The sequence below is a fragment of the Viridibacillus sp. FSL H8-0110 genome (genome assembly GCF_038003565.1).
Lineage (GTDB): Bacteria > Bacillota > Bacilli > Bacillales_A > Planococcaceae > Viridibacillus > Viridibacillus arenosi.
The window spans coordinates 50825-76578 of sequence record NZ_JBBOPJ010000001.1 but is presented as its reverse complement, the minus strand read 5'-3'; the positions used below and the strand labels follow the sequence as shown (position 1 = coordinate 76578).

The following is a 25754-nucleotide window of genomic DNA, read 5'->3' as shown; positions in this document are numbered from 1 at the left end:
TTCACCTATCCTTATTTCTTTCGTTGTAGCCATAATTGATAACTGGCCATTCTGCGTCCAAATGGTAGTAAAAACCAATCCCTACTATTTAGAACTCCACACTTCGCAATGATTGTCAAAAACACAAACGCCCCTATCAATGCTGCTGTGCTTCCAGTCAATGCTGCGTTCAATCGCGAAGGTAAAGAAGCAAAGAGCCACTGCTCGGTAAAATAACTCCATAACAGTACACAAGTTATCATGACGGCTGAGGCAAATCCCATACATATATAAAAACGTGTGGGTGCGAAACGAATTGGTCTAATTTTTTTAAAATAATAGATCAATCCAATAGCTGAACATATTAAACCTAAATTACTAGCATATACCGCGCCTATGATACCCCACCTTATAATAAACAACTCATTACAAAGCACTTTCACTATAAAACCTACTATTAATATTAAAGTCGGTATTTTTAATTTCCCTAACCCTTGAAGCATGGCTGTCAGCGTTAGAATAAGTGACAACCATATAATTTGCGCTACAAATACTATCAATACATTAGATAACTCACGTGTTTCAAATAGCATCTCATTTACATAAGGCATAACGAGCATTAAACCAAGCGTCGCAGCAAAACCAAATAACAAGGCCGTACGATAGGTCAGTTGAATAAACCGTTCAGCTCCTCGCCCATTATCCTTTTTTGATGTATGGGCAACAAGAGGGACAATTGCAAGGGATAACGATGTTGCAATAACAAGCCCGACTTGCACAAGTGGCTGCCCTCTATCGTAAATTCCCTTCGTTTCCATTGCCTCTAAGGTTGAAATTCCACTTTTCGTAAGTGTTTCAAAAACAGTAAATGAATCAACTAGTTGAAAAAACAATAGTAAAAGGCCACTCATACTGACCGTAATGCTTAAAACTGTCAATTCCTTTAATACAGGAAAGATAGCTACCTTTTTCCTTACGGATATTTTGTTCCCTCGCTTAAACTTTTTAAAATACATCCATAATAAAATGATACCAGCTAGTTCACCAACAACAGTGCCTGCCACCGCCATTTGCCCTGCCTGATACAAAGAAGTGGTCGTCGTCATAACAAGCCAAGTACCACCTAAGATGACAAGGACACGAATAGTTTGTTCCATCACTTGTGCATAGGCAACTGGTGTCATCATACCGCGAGCTTGAAAGAAACCTTTATAAACAGCAATCGCTGGCATACATAATGTAACAAAGGAACCTGTACGTAAAAGTGAAGCTAATTCTGGATCGCCCATCCATTTCGCAAATAGATCAGCTCCACAAAATAAAATGATGAAGAAAAGGGTGGATAAAATACATAAATAATAAAATACCACCCGTAATAATTCACCGCGCAACACTCCTTCATCACGATCTTCAGCTTCAGCAAGTAATTTAGAAATGGCGACAGCAAATCCACTCGACGTCCAAACAACGAAAATCGCTATAAATGGATACACTTGCTGATAAATATAAAATCCCTGGTCCCCAACTAAATTTTGAAAAGGGACTCGATACACCATGCTCAGTATTTTGACAAAAAGAGCAGCAAGCGTTAATAAGGCCACTCCCTTCACATATACCTTCATTCCCCACTTCTCAGGCATTTCAAATCCTCTTTCCTATACATCGTTCACCAAAATTCATAATAATCTAAGTGTCATCAGTATAGCATATTGATGCTTATCCATAAAAAACAGGTTATAACATGCCTAAAGAACTATATTTATTAGAAAATCACTTTCTTTATATAGTATTAGATTATTAATAAGTGACTTTTAGTTCAATACCAGTAAAAGCATCCGATAAAATTATTAATTAAAGAGTATAGAGGAGGGATTACTTTGAAGATGAATGTAGCGAATATTAAAACATTTCATAACGCGGCGAAATTTAATCAGCCACATATACTACAAAGTTCATATATCTATGCTGCATTAAAATCAAAACCGAAAAAAAATCGGGTTTTAATTGAAAAAGAAAATGGTTATGTACGTCAGTACCTCGTCAAAGAGGATGGCACTAAAATATTAATTTCCGAAATGCGGGAAGATACCACGAAACAAACAGCTAACCATAATGAATCAAATACCGATGATTTAATGAAGTTGCTTAATTTTTCAAGAATAGTACATCCTTCTAATATTAAAATGATAAAATAAAAAAAGTCTTCCTCGTAAAAATTGCGAGGAAGACTTTTTTCATGTTAATCAAGCATTTGCTTAGCAAGAAAATGAGCAGCAGTTTCAGCTACTTTTTGCTCTGAGTCACCAATAAAGTGCACCTTTGACAATATATAAACAGCGCCAATTGGGTCACCTGACACGATAATTGGTGCCACACAGTAAGATTTTATTTGCTCAACTTGACCTGGAACCAACTCTACAGAGCTTTCATGCTTCTCTACTAGAATGGATCGTTGCATAATACTTTCTTCAGCAAATGATGAGAGCTGTCTATTAACATAATCCTTTTTTGATACTCCTGCCACTGCAATCATTTCATCTCGATCACTAATTAAAGCAGCCGTACCAAGCGTTTCATATAATGTTTCTACATACGAAGTTGCAAAGTCACTCAATTCGCTAATAGGTGAATATTTCTTTAAAATAACTTCCCCTTCGCGATCCGTGAAAATTTCTAACGGGTCGCCTTCACGAATGCGTAAAGTCCTTCTTATTTCTTTTGGGATAACGACGCGCCCTAAATCATCAATACGTCGTACAATGCCAGTTGCTTTCATTCGTGTTGCCTCACTTTCGACAAAATATAGTTATACTTGTCCTAGTATGGTTCACAAATGGGCATTCTATGCAAAAAGGGTATTACTCAGCAACAGGTGCAGATTCTTCCCTTTTTGCAGTAGGCAAAAGTTTCATAATAGCTTCTAAAATATCAAACGGTAATTGTTTATCCATTTTGCGCTCATCTATTGTAAGTAATAGTTGTTGCCCATCCATCCGGAAGCCTACAGCCCGCCCGAACTTCAATGATTCTGAGACAACTTTTGCGCCATCTATATTCGCCGTACCTTGCTCTGAAATTTGAATAGTAATAACTTTATTCGTTTCCTTAATTGAAGTGACTCCTGCTTCCTTCGCCCAAACTTTCATTCGTGCAATACGTAATAAACGTTCGGTTTCAAAAGGTATATCACCAAATCGATCTTGCAATTCATCAATAATTTCAAGATAGTCATTTTCATTTTCCATCGCTTTTACACGTTTATACATTTGAATTTTTTGATAGCCATCTGGAATATATTGATCAGGAATGTATGCGTCATACGGTAAAATTATTTCAATTTCAGGTATGTCTTCTTTTTTCGTACCACTACGTCGTTCTTCTATTGCTTCTTCAAGCATTTGTGAATATAAGTCAAATCCGACAGAATCGATAAAGCCATGTTGTTGAGATCCAAGTAAATTCCCTGCACCCCGAATTGATAAATCACGCATAGCAATTTTAAATCCAGAGCCAAGTTCAGTAAATTCTTTAATCGCTTGCAAACGTTGCTCTGCTACCTCTGTCAGTACTTTATCACGTTGATACATGAAATAAGCATAGGCTACTCTATTGGAACGCCCAACGCGTCCTCTTAATTGATAAAGCTGCGATAAACCCATGCGATCAGCATTGTGTACAATTAATGTATTCACATTTGGAATGTCAATACCTGTTTCAATAATTGTTGTCGTGACCAACACATCATAATCTCCGTCCAAAAATCCAAGAATAACAGATTCTAGCTCAGACTCACTCATTTGGCCATGTGCAAAGCCGACTCGCGCTTCAGGTACGAGCTCTTGGATCTCTTGCACCTTTTTCGCCATATCTTCAACACGATTATATAAATAAAACGTCTGCCCACCGCGTGACATTTCACGCTCAATGGCTTCACGCACAAGCGCACCACTATGCTCCATGACATATGTTTGGACTGGGAAGCGATTTGCAGGTGGCGTTTCGATTACAGATAAATCACGGACACCAACCATCGACATATGTAATGTACGAGGTATTGGTGTTGCTGTTAATGTTAATACATCGACATTCGTTTTTAATTGTTTGATCTTTTCTTTATGCGTCACACCAAATCGTTGTTCTTCATCGACTACGAGTAATCCTAAGTCACGATATACCACATCTTTAGATAAGAGACGATGTGTACCGACGACGACATCTATCGTACCGTCTTTTAACCCTTTTAATGTTTCTGTTTGCTGTTTTTTCGTACGGAAGCGGCTAAGTAAACCAATAGAAACTGCCTGCTCTTGGAAACGTTCTACCATCGTTTCATAATGCTGCTGAGCTAAAATGGTTGTAGGTACAAGGAAAGCTACTTGCTTACCATCCATAATTGCTTTAAAGGCTGCACGAATGGCAACCTCCGTTTTACCATAACCAACATCACCACAAACAAGTCGATCCATTGGACGCTCGCGTTCCATATCGTGTTTGACTTCACGAATAGAACGTAATTGATCTTCTGTTTCCTCATATGGAAACGCCGCTTCAAAAGTGCGTTGTTCATCACCATCTGGAGTAAAGGCAAAACCTTTTTCAGCTTCACGTTTTGCATATAGTTTTATTAAATCATCGGCAATATCTTGTACTGCAGATGACACTTTACTTTTCGCACGTTTCCACTCTGCTCCGCCCAGCTTATGTAGCTTCGGTTCACGGTCTTCAGAAGCAACGTATTTTTGGATTAAATCAATTTGATCAACTGGTACGAATAATTTATCATCTGCTCGGTAACGAATGTGTAAATAATCTTTATGTGATCCCTTTACTTCTAAAGTTTCGATACCGATATATTTCCCAATACCGTGGTGAATATGAACGACATAATCTCCAGGTTTAATTTCGGTATAACTTTTAATACGCTCGGCATTCGTCATTTTTTGAGGTCGCGATTTCTTTTTTTGCTTTTGTTTAAATAGCTCCTCTTCCGTAACAATCGCTAAACGCTGTAATGGGAGTTCAAAGCCAGCTGTCAATGCGCCTTCAATTGCATAAACACCCGCTCCATTCGGTTCCCCGAGTTGTATATGAATATCGTAATCATCCAACACTGTTTGCATTTTTCGCAGACGATCTTTACCTTCCGCCACAAAGAGCACCGTAAATTTCCCTTGCTCCCATCGCTCCATCTCATTTTTCAACAGAGGTATTTGCGCATGAAAATGTTGCATTGGTTTACATGAGAAACTTGTAGTTTTCTTAAACTGAACACCTGAAAATGCACGTGTAAATAGAGCAAAGAATAGTTTTGGTTGTTTTAGCATCGCAAAAATTTCTTTTAGTGAATATGAAGGTTTCACGGCATGCACCATTTTCCCTTCTTCTAGGAGGCTCAAGAACCATTCTTTCTCTTCTTTCTCCCATGCATCCATTACTTCTTGTACTCTGCCTAATTCATCAAATACAACAAGGGCATTTTGGGCAAAATAATCACCTAAATAAGATGGCTTATCATATAAAAGCGATCCATACTTGTTGGCGTAATCAGGTAAGTTACCTTGCTTTAGCATTTCAATATCAGCTTGGATATTTTGATAGAGTGCTTCTTTAACATCTTGCGCTTTCACTTTACGTAAGCTTTCAGCCAATGCATCCTCTAGCTTTTCAGCCAGTATTACTCTATCAACTCGCGTTAAAACGAATTCTGTCGCAGGCAAAATACGTACATCTTGTAGTTTATCAATTGAACGCTGATCATCAGCTGAGAATGTTCGGATTGAATCTACTTCTGTATCGAACAATTCAATACGTACTGGCACTTCCATATAAGGTGGATAAATATCTAAGATACCACCACGTAATGCAAATTCTCCTGGCGTTGTCACCATCTGACCTCGTGTATAGCCCATTACAATAAGCTGATTCAACCATGCTTCCACATCGACATCGTCACCGACTGCCGTTTGAAGACGCAAATCAAGCCATTGCTCTTTTGGAGACATCATTTTACGTAGACCTGCTACTGGAATAATGTAAATCCCCTTTTGTTCATGTAACATATGGTCAATTGTTTCAATTCGTTGCGCTCTTAACTCAGGACTTGCTATCGACATATCAGCTGCGATAAATTCATCAGCTGGATAATAATGTACAAGATCCTCGCCCATTAACTTCACTAAATCATCATACATTTTCTGCGCCTGCAATAGATTTGGCGAGATGATATATACTGGCTTCTCTATAGCCCCATAAATCGTATCTAAAAAGGCTGGACGCGCACTACCAGAAAGGCCCGTAATTAACTGAGGACCATTATCTTGCTGCAAATCTTCCAATAATTTTGTTATATGCATATCTTGAGAGAACAATTTACGTAATATCTCCAAATGAAGCCCTCCTTCCTTCAAAAAAATATAATGAATCTATTTGCTCTATCTATATTTTGCGAGTAAATAGTCTATCTATTTCATTTTTCTTTTCATTCATATACAGAAAAAGGCCTTGGACGCATAGCGCACCAAAGCATTCTTCATTATTGTAGCCACTTTTTTAACGCATAATAGTCTGGAAATTGTTTTAAAGATTCTTCACAATGCTCACAAATACAATCGACCGTTGTATCTCCATTATGGTCTTTATGAATGTATTGTTCTGCTTCCGCTTCATTTAATTGATGTAACTTGCGGACACTCTCTTCTGAATCGAAAGGCAGTAGCCCAACCTCAGTTTCACAGTGCCGACAGCGATAATGAATTGCCATATGCAACATGCCCTCCTTTATAAAAAGTATAGACAGTCACATAGCAATTTATGCTCAATCATTAATTAAATTGATTCATAACATCTATAAATGGCTTGTCCAGTGCATACTCACAAGCATCCGCTGCTTTTTCAAAAGCATCCTGCATTATAGGTTGATCTTCCTTCGAAAACCTTGCAAGAACATAATCAGAGACCTTCATACCAGCAGGTGGGCGGCTAATGCCAATACGAATACGGTTAAAGTTTTGAGTACCTAAATGCTGGATTAATGATTTTATACCGTTGTGTCCGCCAGCACTACCTTTTTGACGCAAGCGTAATTTTCCTTTATCCAAATCTAAATCATCATAAATAACAATGATATCCTCGATATCGATATCAAAATAATCCATGATTGGACCTACACATTCACCAGAAATATTCATATACGTAAGTGGCTTCAATAGCATTACTTTGCCTTCTGGGCGGTGAATAGTGCCGTACATACCATTAAATTTTGATTGATTTAATGATACGCCCCATTTTGCTGCTAATATGTCGATGGTATCAAAACCGACATTGTGATGTGTATGTTCATATGTTTTGCCCGGATTGCCGAGACCAATTATTAGTTTCATAATAGCATCTTCCTTTTCTGCCTAATCCATGCTATTTTATCACATACCGTTGGAAATTATGAAAAAATGCAATTATTAGTGGTTTTTCGACTTTTTCCTAAAAAAAAACGCTCTATCATAAAATGATAAAACGATTTTTTCTATATAGCTATTGTTTCCAATAATCGGCCATTTCCCGGTCGAGATATACCCAACCTTTCCATGAAATATGAATTGTATCACTAATAAAATGCGGCTCGTACTCGTAACCAGTAAAATCAACAAGTGGGAAACCAGCATTTTGCACCTGCTTATTAATCTTCGCATAATATTCTTCTCGACGTTCTTTTGGGAACCCTGCATAATCGTACCATTTTCCATTCACAGGAATAGATACGAACATTGGTTTAGCACCCGCATCCTTTAGTACATCTAAGACCATTTGAAAATCTTCATACTCAGGTGACTCTGTGTAGCTTTCGTGTTTACGGAAGTCTTTGAGTTCATCTAACTTGAACTCTATCTTCTTTTTATAATATTTATCGTTAATAGATAAATCATTTGTTGTAATTCGCTGACTACCATATTCATCTGCATGCTTCTTCAACTGCTCAAAAGATTTTCCAGCAACCATTTCTGGATTTGCATGTAGTTTTTCAAGCGGTTCTGCCATGATGGAGTAATACAAATCTTTTTTCTCCATTAACTTTTTATTTATTAAAGCTACTGGTTTTGCTAAAGCTGCTTTTATTGGGTACTTGACACCATCTGTTACTTCATTTTCATAAATTGTTGATAAAACAAAGTCTCTTTGTACACTATCAAACTGCAAAAGACGCTCCATTGCTTTTTTCTTCAACTGAGGATCCATCTTATTATTCAACGCTAAATCGTAAGACTGCAACATTGAATAGTTAGGTGAGAAATGGAAATCATCAACACCTGTTTCTGTAAACCATTGCGGTGAAATAATAAATACCAATTTCTTATTTTTCAAATTCCCTTCTTGCTCTGCAAAATTCAAAAAATGATGAATGGATTGCGTACCCCCACGGCCATGTAAATACGTCGTAAAGCCTTCGTCATTGGCTTTAAAATAGTTATATGGATGGAATGGATCAAAGCGATTTAACTCAGATGAGCCATAGATTGGGAACATATTCGGCTCTTGTAGTAAACGATTTTGGAAATACTCCCCTTGGAACATTAATGGATTCAGAGCTGTTTTGGAATGTTCTACATCTTTATCTGAGATTAAAAAACCAAGCCATTTATTTGGTATAAATAAAAATACTAAAAACAGAATTACCGCAATGATGAGCGGTAAGAAGGCATACTTTCTCATACACGCTCAGCTAACTGCTCTGCGATACGATTCGGTGTATTCCACTCCTCGCGCGTAAACTCTGTAATCGATACTGAAATACCAAATTTTTCTTCTACTTCTACTAGAAACGTAATAATGCCAAACGAATCTAGTAAACCTTCTTCAAATAAATCAATATCAGGTTGCTCTACAACTACATCTTCCTGACATACCTCTGCTAATAATTCATATACTTTTTGTTTTTCCATCTTAATCTAACTCCTTATTATTTAAATAGTTGTCCAGAGAAAATATAAAATCCAAAGCAAATAAAGTTAAATGTTATAAACACAGATACAACATGTGTCCATTTATTTTTTGGCCATAGTTTATGTTTTCGATTCCACCGATCGAAGAAATCATATCCCACAATAAGTGCTGCATGATACAAGCCATAAATAACAAAATGCCATTCTAACCCATGCCAAACACCCATGATGAAGAATAATAGAAAATAACCAATATTAGAAACCGTATAGCGATTTTTAATCCACTTTTTCTTTGTCATCCAAAATACAAATCGCATATATACATAGTCTCTAAACCAGAATGATAGACTCATATGCCAACGATTCCAAAAGTCTTTAATATTTTTACTAATGAATGGCATGTTGAAGTTTTCTGGTGTTTTAACTCCCATTAAGTAGCTGACCCCTATAGCAAAGGCACTATAACCTGCAAAGTCAAAAAATAGATAAAGGCTGTAAACATACATATATGCTACGTTAGACCAAAATGGTGAATGAATATAAGTTGCGTGATCTGGTAAATACACAAGAATTTTGTTGTAAATTAAAAATGCTAAAATAAATTTGTATAAGAACCCTCGGAAAATACTATTAATGCCTAAATATAAAAGTTCTTTATACTCCTCTTTTGAAAAAGTCTTATTAACATCCTTCTCAAACCTTCTCCAACGATCAATTGGACCAGATGAGACAGTCGGGAAAAATAGTAGGAAGTAAATAAGTTCACCAACTGGTAGTGTCTGCTTCTTCATCAAGCCGTCACGTGTTTCAATAACTATCTGTACGGACTTAAATGTAATATAAGAAACACCAAGGAATCCAAATACATGATTCAAACCGAGTAACGGTAGTACTTTCACAAGCACTAATGGCAATATTGATAATACAACCATCGTACAAAATACAACTGTATTATTACGTTCTTTTCTGTAATGATGATAACCTTTAATTAAAACAATTTGAAAAATCGTAAACAAAATAATAGATATTGCACCGGTTTTCGAATTCCCGAAGATGACGGCCAATATAACAATAGATACAAGCATATTATAAATTTTTGATGATTTACCTAACAATCCAAGAATAATAGTAGGTAAAAGTAAAATGCCAATTAAAAAGAAAAATATAAACGAGCCATATGGAATCATACCATAACCTCAGCTACTAATTGTTTTCTATTTATTTTACCATTGGATGTCATAGGTAACTGATCACAGTAATTAAATTTTCTTGGAATCATATATGCTGGCAAACCTTTTGCTAGTTCCTTTTTTATAGCGCTTGATAATTGATATTCTTTTTCAAAAGCGTGTTCTTTAGGCACGATATATGCTGCTAAAAAATCAATAGCCTCATTTTTATAAATCGGTACAACTACACATGAATCTACATACTGGCATTGTAATAAATGGTTTTCTATTTCTTCGATTTCCATTCTATAGCCATGAACCTTGACTTGGAAATCTGCACGACCACTATAGAAATGTAAGCCTTTTTTCTGATATCCGACATCACCTGTACGATACGCTTGTTGCCCTTTATATTCAAAAAAGACTTTTTCAGTTAATGTTTCTTCTCCTAAATATCCCTTACTAACACTTGGTCCAACAATAATCATTTCACCTTTTTCACCATCAGGTAAAATTTGATCATCCTCATCTATAATAAGCATTTGAGTATCACCTTTTATATAACCTATTGGTAAAGAAATATGATCATCTAATAATTCAGCGGTTACTTCTATTGCTGAAACAGCTACAGTTGCCTCTGTTGGTCCATATGTATTGAAAATGCGTGCGTTCGGGAACAATTTCAATAACTTGTTTGCAACTTCTGTCGGCAATACTTCTCCGCAAAATAGGAACGTATTTAACGACGGTAGCATCCCACTATTAAATTCAGGATTCATTAAACACATTTGTACGAATGATGGAGTGGATGTCCAAACATTTGTTTTTGACTGTGCTAATTGCCCAAACAAAACCTTAGGATTTGCTATCATCTCTTTTGTAATTGCGAATAATGTAGCACCCGTCGTTAGTGCAGGGTAAAGGTCCATTACTGACAAATCAAATGAAAATGGTGCTTGATTTAAAAATACCTTGCCCTCTGTTATCGGGAAATCTTCATGCATCCAATTAACAAAGCTCTCTAAATTTTGAGCTGAAATTTGAACACCTTTAGGATTTCCTGTACTACCAGATGTATAAATAATATAAAAATTATCATTTTCTTTCACCCAAGTAGATGTTGATGTTCCATTGGAGTGTTTAGCAACTATATTTGCTAATTGATCTTCAGACATATAAGAAATTGATGACTCCTGAAGTGAATCTCTTTCTAGATTCTCTGTTTCGATGAGAAATGCTGCACCTGAGCAATTAATAATTTTTTGAATGCGTTCTTTTGGAATTGATACATCCACTGGAATATATGGGTGACCTGATTTTACGACTCCTAAAAAGGAGCTAACCATCATGGGTGCCATATGACCGTATACTATAATAGGTGCTTTCTTCGGGAGATTTAAAGTGGTTAAATACGCGGCTAATGATTCTGACTGTTTCCATAAATCTCCATAACTTAATGTCGCATCTCCATTTTGAAATGCAATAGAATCTTCATTATTTAAGGCTATATTTTGAATAGCCGAAAGTATATTCAATGGTAACCCTCCTAACTTTAAAATTCTGTATATATGAATGGACCGGCATTCATATCCTGAAAACCATATAAGAGAACGAGTAAAATGAGAATCGCCAAGTAATAAATCGTCCGCATACTCACATACGTTACAGTATGATTCCAAAGCTTTCTTACTTTCTCCATCCTATTTACCTCACATTTCTACAATTTAATCATTTACGATACACCATTTCATCTATTATTACAATATCATGTCAATACCATTACATTAGACGTAATGAAGTAAAAGTTGTTCCTACCTTCAACAACATGAAGACCTAAAGACTACATTTTTTCAAATAAATAGTAGTTAGGGTAAAGAAATAGGCTTACCATCCTTATTTATAGATGGTAAGCCTTTTTTTGAAATTTATTTTATCTTGCACCGATAATCTCTTCAGAAGTTGCTTTTTCATCAACTTCTGTTGATTCAGTTTCAACTGTAGGCGCAGATACCGTAACAAGAAGAAAGTCATCCGTATCTAGAATTTCGAATGTTGACGTGCTACGAATATCACCAACAGCTAAAGTGTCACCAATCTCTAACGTTGAAATATCAACCTCTATTGATTCAGGAATATCTGATGGTTTAACTTTAATTGTTACTTCACGATTAGGCTGTTGGAGAATGCCGCCCTCTTTTGCCCCTAATGAATCGCCAGTAAGATTTACTGGTACACTCACTTCTAAAGCATCTGACATATTAACTGCTAAAAAATCTAAGTGAACTAATGTCCCCTTCAATGCACATTTTTGAGCTTCATTTAATACGGCGTTTAATTTTTCACCATCAATTTCTAATGTTACTATGGAATTTTTACCATCTAAACGTAATGCTTTTTCATACTCTCTTGCATTAATCGTAATTGGAGTTGCCTCTGTTTTATAACCATATACCACAGCTGGTACAAAACCTCTTTGTCGAAGTTCAGTTAGTGCAGAATGATTTTCAACCTTACGCTTTTTTGCATGAACTACAGTACTCATATAGATACATGTCTCCCTTCCTAGTTAACATAGTCACATTAATATATGTACCCTGTTAGCTAGGAATTCAAACATTTACCATTATTAATCAAATAAAGTACTTACTGATTTGTTCTCATAGATTCTTACAATTGCATCAGCTAATAGAGTTGCAACAGATAGTTGTTTAATTTTAGGTGATTTTTTCTCATCCGGTAATTGAATAGAGTTTGTAATCACTAATTCTTTAATAACAGAGTTATCAATGCGCTCAATAGCTGGACCTGATAATACAGGGTGTGTACAGCAAGCGTAAACTTCTTTAGCACCTGCTTTAACTAATGCGTCAGCACCGATTGTAATTGTACCTGCCGTATCAATAATATCATCGATTAAGATTGCTACTTTACCATCAACACTACCAACAATATTCATAACTTCTGCAACGTTTGGACGTGGACGACGTTTGTCAATTATAGCTATTGGAGCTTTTAAGCGATCCGCCATTTTACGAGCACGTGTTACACCACCATGGTCTGGTGATACGATAACAACATCTTCTGATTTGAAACCTTTTGCTTTGAAATGATCAGATAATAGCGGTACACCGATTAAGTGATCCATTAAGATGTCGAAGAAGCCTTGAATTTGTGGAGCATGCAAGTCAAGAACGATTGCACGAGTAGCTCCTGCAGTTTCTAGTAAGTTAGCCACTAATTTAGCCGTAATCGGTTCACGTGCACGCGCTTTACGATCTTGGCGAGCATAACCATAGTAAGGTAATACTACGTTTACTGTGCGCGCTGAAGCACGTTTCACGGCATCTACCATAATAAGTAATTCCATTAAGTTTTCGTTTACTGGAGCTGAAGTAGACTGTACGATAAATACGTCACAACCACGAATACTTTCCTCAATATTAATTTGAATTTCTCCATCACTGAAATGTTTAACGGAGCATTTTCCTAGCTCGACACCTACTTCTTTAGCAATTTCTTCAGCTAAAGGTATATTCGAGTTTAATGAAAAGATTTTTAACTTTGAGTTGGCATATTGATACGGCATGATGGCCTCCTGGTAATTTTAATTATTTTAATTTTAGTTTGGTAACATAATTATCTTTATTTTCTTGTCTAGAACGTGCAATTGCTAGTGCGTCAGCGGGTATATCTTTTGTAATTGTCGAACCAGCTGCTACATATGAGCCTTTTCCTACCGTTACGGGTGCAACTAAATTAGAGTTACAACCCACAAAAGCATTATCTTCAATCACTGTTTTAAACTTGTTTTTCCCATCATAATTGACGGTAATTGTACCGCAACCTATATTGACTTCAGTACCTACTTCAGCGTCTCCTAAGTACGATAAATGAGACACTTTACTACCATTGTCTATTTTTGTTTTCTTCACTTCAACGAAGTTTCCAATCTTCACACGATCGCCCAAATCAGAATCTGGTCGGATATGTGCAAATGGACCAACAGCTGTATCCTCACCGATGACGCTTTCACGTACTACAGAAGAATGGACAGTCGTACGATTTCCAATTCGGCTATTTTGAATATGACTATTAGGACCAATGATGCAATCTTCTCCAATGCTAGAAGCACCTTCTATGATAACACCTGGTTGGATGACTGTATCACGACCAATTTGTGCATCAACGCTTATATATGTGTTACTAGGGTTAATAATCGTCACCCCATTGCGCATATGTTGTTCGTTAATTCTAGCACGCATTGTTTCTTCAGCTTGAGATAAAGCAAAGCGGTCGTTAACACCAAGCGTTTCAGCAAAGTTTTCAGTTACATATGCCGCAACTACTTCACCTTGTTTTTGTAAAATTTCAATGACATCCGGTAAATAGTATTCACCTTGGGCATTATCATTTTTTACAAGTTTCAACGCAGCAAATAACGCTTTATTATCAAAGCAATATGTGCCAGTGTTGATTTCTTTTACTTGTCGTTGTTCAGGAGTTGCATCTTTTTGTTCAACAATTTGAGCAACCTGTTGATCTGTAGAGCGAAGAATTCGACCATAGCCAGTAGGGTCTTCAGCAATAGCAGTTAAAATTGTTGCTTTGGCATGATTAGATTCATGATGCTCGAACAACGCTTTCATTGTTTCGGGGCGAATTAAAGGTGTATCCCCACAAATTACAATCGTTGTGCCTTCTAAATCTCCAAGGATCGGTTCCACCTGTTGAACGGCATGTGCAGTACCAAGCTGTTCCGCTTGTAATACATACTCACTTTTTTCACCAAGTTGTTCCTTTACCTTTTCAGCACCATAACCTACGATCGTTACTATACGTTCAACATCTAATGTTTGAATATGATCAACTACATGCTCAACCATTGGTTTTCCACAAACCGGATGAAGAACTTTATATAATTTGGACTTCATACGCGTACCTTGGCCAGCAGCCAGTATAACGGCATAAACATTCGTCATTTCGCAAGTCCTCCATTTTAGCTGATTTTCTCTTTTGACTATAAAGCAAATTTAGTTAATTTTCAAGGCTTCCCCACTTGACAAAACTATGACAAACAATTTATTATTAAAATCTTTTGTTTTTTTATAAAAAAATTCCAGTAACTATACTTTTAAAATAAAACTTACTTTTAAAGCGTTTATCCCATATAAATAAATAGCAATATTCAAATATCCCTCTAATTTAGTTTCTTTAACACTATATATATGACTAATAAATAAATAGATTTTAAGTCTATAAAGAATATTCACATGCGAAGATTTAATACAAATTTTTATATAATTGTATTATCAGCATAAAAATCTATTAATTATTTCTTATCTAAGTAGTTTGTAGACTCCTATTTCTCTATTTACTAAACTAGCAAACGTAAAAAATTTAATATACACGAAAAAGAGCCCATTCTATATGAATGGGCTCTAAATTTGCGGATTATTGAATTTCCTGATGTTCTTCATAAACCGTCGCTTCTTCATCACTCGACTCTTCATAAGCTTTAAGTACAGCTTCTTGAATTTTCGTACGAGTTCCAGAATTAATCGGATGTGCAATGTCACGAAATTCTCCGTCTGGAGTGCGCTTACTAGGCATTGCTACGAATAGCCCTGCGTTACCATCAATGACGCGAATATCATGAACTACAAATTCGTTGTCAAGTGTGATGGAAGCAATGGCACGCATACGTCCATCAGTTTGTACACGACGTAATCTTACATCTGTAACTTCCATTCTCTCACCACCTCTCATCTAAGATGCCAAAATGACTCTATCTACTTTATTCTATGTAAATTTATAGATTCCTTCTTTTTCCTTATTTATTTTTTAAAAATTTCGAATGTTTACAATCCTATTATGTATTAGTCACTAATTGTCTTTAAATTACTTATTTATCCTATCCAGTTTTTACAAATAAAATGATTATATACAAAAAAGACTATCTAATAAGCTTAAGCTTATTGATAGTCTTTTCATATTTCATCTTTTCTTAAAGCTACTCTCTACTTAGCCGATTACTGCTATGACTTCAATTTCTACTTTTGCATCTTTTGGCAAACGTGCAACTTCTACAGTTGTACGAGCAGGTTTATGCTCACCAAATTGCGCCGCATATACTTCATTCATTGCTGCGAAGTCATTCATATCCGCTATAAACACTGTTGTTTTAACTACTTTTTCTAAAGAAGTGCCTGCTTCTTTAAGAACTGCTTTTAGATTCTCAAAAACTTGGTTTGTTTGTTCAGTGATGTCGCCATCTACAAACTCTCCGGCTGGTGTTAAAGGAATTTGACCTGAGCTATAAAAAACATTATTTAAAATCATACCTTGTACGTATGGGCCAATTGCTGCTGGCGCATTTTTTGTTGCTACTACTTCCATCTTTCATTTCCACCCTTCTAAAAATAGTTTCCCTCACTTAAAGCAATTGTACGATCCTTTTCATTCACTTCTTTTAATTTTACAAGTGAATAATAATCATCTACTAAGCGCTCGTCTAGATGTTCAGCCTCTACTAACACAGCAATACCAGCTAGTGTACAGTCGAATTCCTCTAGCAAGTTTTTCATGCCATTCATTGTACCGCCAACTTTCATAAAGTCGTCGGTAATAAGTACACGTTGGCCACTTTGCATGCTACGCTTTGATAGCACCATCGTTTGAATACGACGCGATGATCCAGATACATAGTTAATACTTACAGTGGAGCCTTCTGTTACTTTGTTATCACGACGTACTACAACTACAGGTACATTCAAATGTCTCGCAATAGCGTGGGCAATTGAAATACCTTTTGTTGCTACTGTCATAATAACATCAATTTCTTTATCGCAAAATGCCGAGGCAAATACTTTTCCTACGCGGTTCATTAATTCGGGATTACCGAGTAAATCTGTCATAAATAAGTATCCACCTGGCAATAGTCGATCTGAATGACTTAACTCTTTTAAGAGCTCTTGCATAACTTCTTTAACAGCCTCTTCTGGCATTTTAGGAATATATTTTACTCCCCCAGCAGCTCCTGGAACAGTCACAAGAAGACCAATCCCTCTTTCCTCAAATGTATCTTTAACAATCGATAAATCCTCACTAATAGAAGATTTGGCCGATTGATACAATTCTGCGAAAAATGTAAGAGGGATCAACTGCTGTGGATGCTCCAATAAATAATGCGTCATGTCTACAAGACGTTCGCTACGCTTCCATTTCATGAAATCCTCTCCTGAACACGAATGATTTATACAAAAAATACCACAATTATACGTATTTAATCAAGGGAATCGCGATCTCCAAGCATACGAATTGCATATACTTCATCACAAAAGCCTCTTAATCCATTATAAATACGACTTACACGGGCCTCATTCTGTACGAGGCCAAACACCGTTGGACCGCTACCACTCATTAATACGGCATCCGCTCCAAAACGTTTCATTTGTTCTTTAATCACTGCTACTTCTGGATGTAATTTTAATGTAACCGTTTCTAGTACATTCCCGACAGTATCACAAAGTAATTCATAATCATCCTCTTCAATGGCTTGAATCATCTGATGTGTATTCGGATGGACAACCTCATCCATGTTTAAACCACCATAAACAGCCGCTGTTGAGACACCAATCGTCGGCTTAGCTAATACTACCCAGCAACTTGGGGGCGCAGAAATTGCCTGTATGCGCTCTCCTCGGCCTGTTGCAAGTGCAGTGCCACCGTAAACACAAAAAGATACGTCGGAGCCAATTTTAGCTCCTAATTCTGCGATTTCATCCATAGTTAGGTTTAAATTCCATAATGTATTTAAACCTTTCAAAGTTGCGGCAGCATCGCTACTACCTCCAGCTAGTCCAGCTGCTACTGGAATATGTTTATCAATAGTAATAGATACACCTTTATCTATGTTGTATGTATCTTTTAATAACTTAGCTGCTTGATAAGCTAGGTTCCTTTGATCATCAGGTACAAAGCGATCTGTCGAATGAATTTTAATAAGCCCATCTTTTCTACTTCTAAGGCCGACTCTATCAGCGAGATCAACCGTTGTCATAATCATCTCTACTTCATGATAACCATCGGGACGTTTGTAAAGTACATCTAGTGTTAAATTAATCTTGGCAGGTGCTTTTACGTAAAGCATAACGCTGCCCCCTTCCTAGCAGGTTTTTATACAAAAAAGTGATTCTATTATTCGTGCTTTTTTCACTGATTATTATTCTACCACAGGAAGACCTTTGTAAATAAACTTCAACCTCACCGTTTGTGAGATTTTTATACCTGTTAATTCTTTATTTTAAAAACGAAAAGCTACCTCACAGTTGAAAGCTCAAGCTGTGAGGCAGCCAATTGTCAGTGCATCAATTTTGGACAATCATCAATCTACTTTGATTTTGCTTCATCAGCTAATTGCTGTTGTGCCATTTCGATTGCTCTTTTGACCATATTACCGGCATCTCGTGATTTGATCCCGCCCCATCCTTCTCGCTCTACTACATCGTAAAATCCAAGGTCTTTTGCGATTTCTTCTTTCAAACGATCCGACATGATACGTTTTCTAGCCATTCGAAATTCCTCCTTAGATGACTGACAGTTATAGTATGTTCAAAAAAAAACAAAAACACTCATAAAATATTCTTACGCAAAGAATACGTTACAAGTGTCCGAAAAAAATATTCGATTATAAATGCACTTACTTGGCAATGACCAATTCTTTGATGTCATCGTCAAATGTAATCTCTACTGCTTCTGTTAAAATATCTGTGTAGCTGTAAGAAACTCGCTCAAAAGCGTTTTCATCTTGATCAAGATCAACTACAAATACTGCGCGATATGTTTCACGTAATATTCCAGCGCGCTCAACCGTTTTCTTGCGACCACCGTTTGCTTTTAATTGCAAACGTCTACCCAAATGACAATCTAACGACTTCTTAATGTCGGCTAAAGTTTTTGGCATTTTCGCTTACACCTCACTATAAACCATTATACACGAGGACATTTAATTCGTCAAGTTAAATAAATTATTTTATCAATCCATCATAGTGATGTCAATTGTTTTTTATTCGAAAATCTATATTTTTTTTACGAGTGTGCTAAGAATGTAACAGAAACGTTTATTGACGGAAGGTAGGATAAAGTGCATCTGCCAATTGACCAAACTCAATAATAGATAAAGTTTCGCCTCGGCGCGTTGGGTCAATACCACATTCAGCTAGTGCCGCTAGAATTTGTTCTTTCTTTTCTTTACCTCTTGGCAACTGAGATTGTAAGTTATTTAAAATTGTTTTACGACGTTGTGCAAAGGAACTTCTTGATACTTCAAATAAGAATTCTTCGTCAATTACATGCACTGGTGGCTCTGCATGTCGAGTTAGCCGAATAACGGCTGAATCTACATTTGGCTGTGGCATGAAGACAGTTTTTGGTACAGTCATCACTACTTCAGCCTTCATGTAATATTGGATAGCTATTGAAAGTGAGCCATAAGCTTTTGTACCAGGTTTGGCAGAAATACGATCTGCTACTTCTTTTTGCATCATTACTACCATACCGCGTATAGGTAATTTCTCCATTAATAATTTTAGTAAAATAGGAGTCGTTACATAATAAGGTAAATTTGCAACTACCATGATGTCTTTATACTTCGCAAATTCCGAACTTAACTCCTCAGCTACATTCGCTTTTAAAATATCCGAATGAACAACTTTTACATTATCATATGGGCTTAATGTGTCTTCTAGAACAGGTAATAAACGTTGATCGATCTCAAATGATACAACTTGCCCTGCAGAGCGAGCTAAATGCTCCGTTAAGGCACCTATACCTGGACCAACCTCAATCGCCACACTATCTTCTGTTAAATCGGCATAACTTACTATGTTACGAAGAATATTAGGGTCAATTAAAAAATTTTGCCCTAAACTTTTTTTGAATGAAAAACCATATTTCTTTAAAATCTCTTGCGTGCGTAAAGGTGTTGCAATATCTTTATGCATTTTGTTCCTCCTGATTTATCTGTGCAATCGCTTCACCGAATTGCTCTAAAGTTATTTGAAACATTTGTAATCGCTTGTGCAATTGTTTACCGTTTGTTGAACCTATATTTAATAACTCACCTAAACGTTCTCTACGTACTTTCGCATTAGGATGTGATAGTAGCTGAGCTACGATTAAATCATCTAATGTGATAATCTGCACATCCTCTGATGCCACTCTAGGTGTATATACGTTTGAGAGGGCATAACGGATATCTTCATCTTTTGCATGTTCTATACCAAGACTTTTACCGTTTTTAGCAATTGTTTTCTTTTTCGGTAAAAACGCATGTTTTACATCTGGCACTCTTTCTTCAATAATAGCTCGAATACGTCTCCCTGGGTAATCTGGATCCGTAAAGACAATGACACCTCGTTTTACTTGGGCATGTTGAATTCGTCGTAGAACTTCCTCTGAAATAGCAGAACCGTTCGTTTCGATTGTATCTGCATGAACAGCTCGTTTAATTGCTGTTGTATCGTCTTTTCCTTCTACCACAATAAATTCTTTTATTTCCACGGATACTTTATCCTCTTTTCTAAAATGTCCTTTGACCATTTTACTGCTATATTACTTATATTGTACAGTAGCTTAAGCAAGAAGGCTCGTTTTCAATCAGTATGACTGCTCCCTATAAAAAAAGCTTTCCTTACAACTGTAAGGAAAGCTTTTCATATCTATATGTTAAACGAGATGTATTAGTTTAATACTTTTATTTTAACTCTTTTGCGTCCCCAATTATAAACAGATTGCTTATTTGAAATAAAGACATCGATTTTGTTTCCTTTAATCGCGCCGCCAGTATCCCCAGCAACCGCATAACCATAATCTTCTACCCAAACTTTAGAACCTAATTTAATAACCCTTGGATCAACCGCAATTACTTTTAAATTTGGATTCTTTCGTAAGTCGATACCAGTAGCTGTTTTACCCGAACAACCATTACAAAAAGCAGTGTAAGCTGTAGCTGTTACATACATAGTTCGACCACTAGACGGCTCATCTGAACGAGATGGTGTCTTAGATTTTGAAACTTTTTTAATTGATGTTAAATATTTTGATGAAACATAACCCGTTTTACTTTTATATTTCACCTTATACCAAGAGCCCTTTTTACCTTTGTACGTCACTTTTTTACCTTTTGGAATTGTCAGAAGCACTTTATATTTTGTGCTTGCACCTTTTCGTAAATTAAGACGACCTTTAGTTTTATAGGTTTTGGCTTTGCTAACTTGTGTAATTTTCTTGTTGCTAACGTCAGTTGTGGAGCCTTTAGAGCCTTCCACCACATCGGTGACTTTTTGTACTCGAACATCATCAAAAGCCGTTGTGTTAGGTGTTTTAGCTAGCGCCTTAGTGTCTGGTTGAGCGCGTTCTATCTCGCCTGACTCAACTATTGGTTGCTTTAAAAAGTCAGCGACCGTAGTCGAAGTGGATCCTGCTATCTTGTTGCTACCATCACCTTGGATGGTTAAATTTAATGCCTGTTCATACGAATTTGTATTATTATTTTTAAAATTCGTATTCACTGAGGTTTGTATTTTATCATTGTCAGATGTTTTAACTCCAACAATATTGTTTTGTGCTGTAACTTCTTGATAATCACCGTTTACCACGGCTGTGTTTGTACTTTCGAATAAATTCGAAGCTACGAAAGCAATTACTAGTGCGATTGATAATACCATCATCACTGCTTGCTTATTCCTCAATGATCTTGAAAACAGGTTTTTCATGGAATTTTTTGTCATGAAAAACGCCTCCTTATCACTCGTTGGATTATATAGACCTTCTTTTTAGCTGTCAACACCTAAGGTTTTTACCTAATTTTGACAACCAGGCAAGTTTTCCTATCCGAAGTAAGGGAGGCGACCTTGCATTTTATTTCGTAATTTTATAAAAACGGTGGGCATTGGCAGTTGTTGCCGATGCTACTTCATCTACCGATATTTCCTTTAGGCGCGCTATTTCTTCCGCAACTAACGGTACTAAAGATGGCTCATTTCTTTTACCTCGATGTGGATGAGGTGCCAAGTAAGGAGCATCTGTTTCAATCATCAAATACTCAAGCGGAATTTCTGTTGCAACTTCTTTTGGTTTTTTTGCATTTTTAAACGTAACAGGGCCACCTAGGCTGATCATGAAGTTCATGTTGATGCACTCTTTTGCAATCTCTACGCTACCGCTATAACAGTGCATAACTCCACCAGTAATTTCCGCATGTTCTTCTTTCAAAATCCGTACACAATCTTCTGTTGCATCACGATTATGAATGACAATTGGTAAATCTAACTTTTGTGCCAACCGAATTTGTTTACGCAATAATTCCTGTTGGATTTCTTTTGGAGATTTATCCCAATAATAATCAAGTCCTGTTTCACCGATTGCTACTACCTTTGGATGAGCTGCTAATTCCTCAATCCATTGTAAATCCGCTTCTGTGCAGTCAATTGCATCGACGGGATGCCAACCTATTGCTGCATACAAAAATGGATATTCATCAATCAATTTCATCGCTTTTTCAATTGTTGGTCTGTCGAAACCTACGACAACCATTTCTTTTACATCAGCGTCTAATGCGCGTTGGATCACTTCTTGCAAATCCTCTTCGTATTGGTCAGCATTTAAATGCACGTGTGTATCGATAAACATCGTCATTCTCCTCACAGTAATTTATTTTAGACAAAGAACAGATTTCAGAGTTGTCATTCATATTACATTTTAATTACAAAGACCCCTCTAATTATTTCACAACCATATAAAGGGATATTTATAGGTGCAAAAAAACAAAATATGATATTTTTATACTAAGGTCACATTCACAAAATACAATTCAGCAAAAAAATATCATATCCATAAATAGAACCAAGAGCCTACTATGTCATGTAGTAGGCTCTTGGTTTTTTTATACAAACTTAAGAAAAAACGCGATTTTTGAGGAATTCTAAACTTCTCCCATCATCAACAATGATTCTATAGTTGTTATTATATATTTATTTTACTTTTGCGCCGTTTTCTAGTTTTTCATCGACAGTCGCTAAAGTTAAAACACCATCTTTACTTCCTGCCAAAACCATACCTTGAGAAAGTTCGCCACGAAGTTTTACTGGTTTTAAGTTAGCAACAACAATTACTTTACGACCAATTAATTCTTCTGGTTTATAATACTCAGCAATACCTGATACAACTTGGCGTTGCTCATATCCTAGCTCTAATTGTAATTTTAATAATTTATCAGCTTTTGGCATTTTATCGCATGCAATGACGGTTGCAACACGAAGATCCACTTTCATGAAATCTTCAAAAGAAATTTCAGGAACATCTTCTTCTTTTTTAGCTAATGCATCTTTTTTAGGCTCCTCAGTAGGCTTAACTGAACCTTGCATTTGTTCGCGAATATAGCCAACTTCTACCTCATTATCTAGACGAGGGAAAATTGGCACACCTTTTTCAATGACTTTTTTACCAGATGGTATTGCACCAAATGTCTCTAGCGTATCCCAAGCCAATAATTCTTCCCCTAATCCAAGCTGTTCCATAATCTGTTTTGGTGCAATTGTCATAAATGGTTGAATCATAACAGCAATTTGTCGTAAGCTTTCTGCTAAATTAGCCATTACTGTTGCTAATTGACCTTTTAACGCTTCATCTTTAGCTAAAACCCACGGTGCTGTTTCATCAATATATTTGTTTGTTCGTGAAACCAATGCCCATACGTCTGAAAGAACTACACTAAATTGCATTTTTTCCATGTTTTCTTCATATTTCATTTTTGTATCCGTAGCTTGTGCGATTAGTGCTGCATCAAATTCTGTTGGTTCTAAACCTTCAGTCGGTATATGTCCATCAAAATACTTGTTCATCATAGAAATGGTACGGTTTAATAAATTACCAAGGTCGTTTGCAAGATCAAAGTTTGTACGTTCGACAAATGATTCTGGTGAGAATACCCCATCCGATCCAAATGGTAACTCACGTAATAAGAAGTAACGTGTTGCATCTAATCCATAACGCTCAACTAACATTTCAGGATATACAACATTACCTTTAGATTTAGACATTTTACCATCTTTCATCATAATAAAACCGTGTGCAAATACTTTTTTAGGTAATGGTAAATCTAGAGCCATTAAGAAGATTGGCCAATAAATTGTATGGAAACGTACTATATCCTTACCAACTACATGTACATCTGCTGGCCAGTATTTCTTAAATAATGTATCCTCATCAGATAAATAGCCTAACGTTGTAATATAATTTGTTAAGGCATCTACCCAAACATAAATAACATGCTTTGGATCTCCAGGAACTTTAATTCCCCAGTCAAAAGATGTACGCGAAACAGATAGGTCTTCTAAACCAGGTTTGATAAAGTTATTGATCATTTCATTTTTACGAGACTCTGGTTCGATAAATTCAGCATTATCTTCGTAATATTTCAAAAGGCGATCAGCGTATTTCTTCATATTAAAGAAGTAAGATTCTTCTTTTACCTTATGAACAGGGCGACCGCAATCAGGACAGTTACCATTGTCCAATTGTGACTCAGTAAAGAATGATTCACACGGTGTACAATACCAACCTTCATATTCCCCTTTGTAAATATCACCGTTGTCTAAGAATTTTTGGAAAATCTTTTCGACAGCGTCTGTATGACGTTTTTCAGTTGTCTGGATAAAATCATCATAAGAGATGTCCATTAACTTCCAAACAGCTTTTGCTGATTCAGCAATTTCATTCACATATTGCTGTGGTTCTTTGCCAGCCTCAGCTGCTTTTTCTTGAATTTTTTGACCATGCTCGTCCATACCCGTTTGGAAACGTACGTCATATCCTCTCAAACGTTTATAGCGTGCAATCGTATCAGAAGCTACAGTTGTATATGCAGTTCCAATATGAAATTTACCACTAGGGTAATAAATAGGTGTTGTTATATAGAATGTTTTCTTTTGATTGTCCACGAAAACTTCCTCCAGTGTTCTACAGTATACTTTCTATTCTAACCAAGTACGAAAAACCTTTCAATCAAAGTTTATTAAATGGCTTTTTGACTTTTTGACGAAAAATGTCGAATATTACTTTTCGAATTCGAGATACTTAAATATAGCAAAAAACTCATGCATTTTAAGCATTTTCGAGGAAATTAATCAAATTCGTATGTAAATTCTACTTAAAGAACGGAATATTTTTGAAATAAAATATCATTTTTCAAACAAAAATAATTGACGTTTATGGCATTAGTTGGTATGATAGTCAACAGACACAGAATATATGTCGAATTTTGACGAAAAATCATAATAATATAGGAGGAATTCTTGTCATGAAATCTACTGGTATCGTCCGCAAAGTTGATGAATTAGGTCGCGTGGTTATTCCTATCGAACTTCGCCGTACTCTAGGCATTGCTGAAAAAGACGCTCTTGAAATCTACGTTGATGATGATAAAATCATCTTAAAAAAATACTTACCTAATATGACTTGCGCTGTAACAGGCGAAGTGTCTGATGATAACTTCCGTCTTGCTGGTGGTAGCTTAATCCTAAGCCCTGAAGGCGCTGAAATCCTTGTAAAAGAAATCCAATCTAAATTAACTAAATAATTTAGAGGATTTAATTATATTCGAGTAACAAGTTAT

The 25754-nt window shown here is 36.2% G+C and carries 26 protein-coding genes; 2 read left to right on the top strand and 24 right to left on the bottom strand.

Annotation, left to right across the window (positions count from 1 at the left end):
* Positions 1–11 precede the first annotated feature (11 nt).
* Positions 12–1619 carry a putative polysaccharide biosynthesis protein gene (locus MHH98_RS00365; RefSeq protein WP_038179275.1) on the bottom strand — a complete coding sequence of 536 codons (1608 nt, stop codon included), beginning with the start codon at positions 1617–1619 and terminating at the stop codon, positions 12–14.
* A gap of 237 nt (positions 1620–1856) precedes the next feature.
* Between MHH98_RS00365 and MHH98_RS00360 the strand changes: the two genes are divergently transcribed.
* Positions 1857–2174 carry a hypothetical protein gene (locus MHH98_RS00360; RefSeq protein ID WP_038179273.1) on the top strand — a complete coding sequence of 106 codons (318 nt, stop codon included), beginning with the start codon at positions 1857–1859 and terminating at the stop codon, positions 2172–2174.
* Positions 2175–2218: 44 nt separating this feature from the next.
* Here MHH98_RS00360 and spoVT read toward each other — a convergent pair whose 3' ends face one another.
* From spoVT to metG, 23 genes are all read right to left on the bottom strand, one after another.
* Complete coding sequence (gene spoVT, locus MHH98_RS00355; RefSeq protein ID WP_038179271.1) at positions 2219–2755, bottom strand: stage V sporulation protein T; 537 nt, start codon at positions 2753–2755, stop codon at positions 2219–2221.
* 82 nt (positions 2756–2837) lie between these two features.
* Entirely contained in the window at positions 2838–6365 is a 3528-nt protein-coding gene (gene mfd, locus MHH98_RS00350) for a transcription-repair coupling factor (protein WP_038179269.1), read from the bottom strand.
* A gap of 146 nt (positions 6366–6511) precedes the next feature.
* A complete protein-coding gene (locus tag MHH98_RS00345; RefSeq protein ID WP_038179266.1) occupies positions 6512–6739 on the bottom strand; it encodes an anti-sigma-F factor Fin family protein in 228 nt (75 codons plus the stop codon).
* Between the two features lie 61 nt (positions 6740–6800).
* The gene (gene pth, locus MHH98_RS00340; protein WP_038179264.1) at positions 6801–7358 is read right to left on the bottom strand and encodes an aminoacyl-tRNA hydrolase; all 558 of its coding nucleotides are present in this window, start codon (positions 7356–7358) and stop codon (positions 6801–6803) included.
* 148 nt (positions 7359–7506) lie between these two features.
* Positions 7507–8682: a D-alanyl-lipoteichoic acid biosynthesis protein DltD gene (gene dltD / locus MHH98_RS00335; RefSeq protein ID WP_038179262.1), complete on the bottom strand. Its 1176-nt coding sequence runs from the start codon at positions 8680–8682 to the stop codon at positions 7507–7509.
* On the bottom strand, positions 8679–8912 hold the full coding sequence (dltC, locus tag MHH98_RS00330) for a D-alanine--poly(phosphoribitol) ligase subunit 2 (protein WP_038179260.1): 234 nt from the start codon (positions 8910–8912) through the stop codon (positions 8679–8681). The genes dltD and dltC overlap by 4 nt, the downstream gene beginning before the upstream one ends.
* 17 nt (positions 8913–8929) lie before the next feature.
* On the bottom strand, positions 8930–10099 hold the full coding sequence (gene dltB / locus MHH98_RS00325) for a D-alanyl-lipoteichoic acid biosynthesis protein DltB (RefSeq protein WP_038179258.1): 1170 nt from the start codon (positions 10097–10099) through the stop codon (positions 8930–8932).
* Complete coding sequence (dltA, locus tag MHH98_RS00320; protein WP_076035400.1) at positions 10096–11616, bottom strand: D-alanine--poly(phosphoribitol) ligase subunit DltA; 1521 nt, start codon at positions 11614–11616, stop codon at positions 10096–10098. Before dltA ends, dltB begins: the two co-directional genes overlap by 4 nt.
* Positions 11617–11633: 17 nt before the next feature.
* Positions 11634–11780 (bottom strand): teichoic acid D-Ala incorporation-associated protein DltX, encoded by a 147-nt coding sequence (gene dltX, locus MHH98_RS00315; protein ID WP_076035401.1) that lies wholly within the window; start codon positions 11778–11780, stop codon positions 11634–11636.
* Between the two features lie 231 nt (positions 11781–12011).
* Positions 12012–12623 carry a 50S ribosomal protein L25/general stress protein Ctc gene (locus MHH98_RS00310; RefSeq protein WP_038179254.1) on the bottom strand — a complete coding sequence of 204 codons (612 nt, stop codon included), beginning with the start codon at positions 12621–12623 and terminating at the stop codon, positions 12012–12014.
* An 84-nt stretch (positions 12624–12707) separates the two neighbouring features.
* Entirely contained in the window at positions 12708–13667 is a 960-nt protein-coding gene (locus MHH98_RS00305) for a ribose-phosphate diphosphokinase (protein WP_038179251.1), read from the bottom strand.
* A gap of 22 nt (positions 13668–13689) precedes the next feature.
* Positions 13690–15060: a bifunctional UDP-N-acetylglucosamine diphosphorylase/glucosamine-1-phosphate N-acetyltransferase GlmU gene (gene glmU, locus MHH98_RS00300; protein ID WP_076035402.1), complete on the bottom strand. Its 1371-nt coding sequence runs from the start codon at positions 15058–15060 to the stop codon at positions 13690–13692.
* Between the two features lie 472 nt (positions 15061–15532).
* On the bottom strand, positions 15533–15829 hold the full coding sequence (spoVG, locus tag MHH98_RS00295; protein WP_038179247.1) for a septation regulator SpoVG: 297 nt from the start codon (positions 15827–15829) through the stop codon (positions 15533–15535).
* 273 nt (positions 15830–16102) lie between these two features.
* A complete protein-coding gene (locus MHH98_RS00290; RefSeq protein WP_038179245.1) occupies positions 16103–16477 on the bottom strand; it encodes a RidA family protein in 375 nt (124 codons plus the stop codon).
* Positions 16478–16494: 17 nt separating this feature from the next.
* Positions 16495–17307, bottom strand: a complete 813-nt coding sequence (gene purR, locus MHH98_RS00285) for a pur operon repressor (RefSeq protein ID WP_038179243.1) — start codon at positions 17305–17307, stop codon at positions 16495–16497.
* A 56-nt stretch (positions 17308–17363) separates the two neighbouring features.
* The gene (gene ispE, locus MHH98_RS00280; protein ID WP_038179241.1) at positions 17364–18230 is read right to left on the bottom strand and encodes a 4-(cytidine 5'-diphospho)-2-C-methyl-D-erythritol kinase; all 867 of its coding nucleotides are present in this window, start codon (positions 18228–18230) and stop codon (positions 17364–17366) included.
* Between the two features lie 239 nt (positions 18231–18469).
* Complete coding sequence (locus MHH98_RS00275; RefSeq protein WP_340710448.1) at positions 18470–18652, bottom strand: small, acid-soluble spore protein, alpha/beta type; 183 nt, start codon at positions 18650–18652, stop codon at positions 18470–18472.
* 127 nt (positions 18653–18779) lie between these two features.
* Positions 18780–19043 carry a biofilm formation stimulator Veg gene (gene veg / locus MHH98_RS00270; protein ID WP_038179237.1) on the bottom strand — a complete coding sequence of 88 codons (264 nt, stop codon included), beginning with the start codon at positions 19041–19043 and terminating at the stop codon, positions 18780–18782.
* Positions 19044–19200: 157 nt separating this feature from the next.
* On the bottom strand, positions 19201–20082 hold the full coding sequence (gene rsmA, locus MHH98_RS00265; RefSeq protein WP_038179235.1) for a 16S rRNA (adenine(1518)-N(6)/adenine(1519)-N(6))-dimethyltransferase RsmA: 882 nt from the start codon (positions 20080–20082) through the stop codon (positions 19201–19203).
* Positions 20075–20641 (bottom strand): ribonuclease M5, encoded by a 567-nt coding sequence (rnmV, locus tag MHH98_RS00260; RefSeq protein ID WP_038179234.1) that lies wholly within the window; start codon positions 20639–20641, stop codon positions 20075–20077. The genes rsmA and rnmV overlap by 8 nt, the downstream gene beginning before the upstream one ends.
* Before the next feature lie 179 nt (positions 20642–20820).
* Complete coding sequence (locus MHH98_RS00255; protein ID WP_051448546.1) at positions 20821–21870, bottom strand: 3D domain-containing protein; 1050 nt, start codon at positions 21868–21870, stop codon at positions 20821–20823.
* 130 nt (positions 21871–22000) lie between these two features.
* Entirely contained in the window at positions 22001–22771 is a 771-nt protein-coding gene (locus tag MHH98_RS00250; RefSeq protein WP_038179232.1) for a TatD family hydrolase, read from the bottom strand.
* Positions 22772–23112: 341 nt separating this feature from the next.
* The gene (gene metG, locus MHH98_RS00245) at positions 23113–25080 is read right to left on the bottom strand and encodes a methionine--tRNA ligase (protein WP_038179231.1); all 1968 of its coding nucleotides are present in this window, start codon (positions 25078–25080) and stop codon (positions 23113–23115) included.
* 359 nt (positions 25081–25439) lie between these two features.
* Between metG and MHH98_RS00240 the strand changes: the two genes are divergently transcribed.
* Positions 25440–25718 carry an AbrB/MazE/SpoVT family DNA-binding domain-containing protein gene (locus MHH98_RS00240; RefSeq protein WP_038179230.1) on the top strand — a complete coding sequence of 93 codons (279 nt, stop codon included), beginning with the start codon at positions 25440–25442 and terminating at the stop codon, positions 25716–25718.
* The last annotated feature ends 36 nt before the right edge of the window (positions 25719–25754 follow it).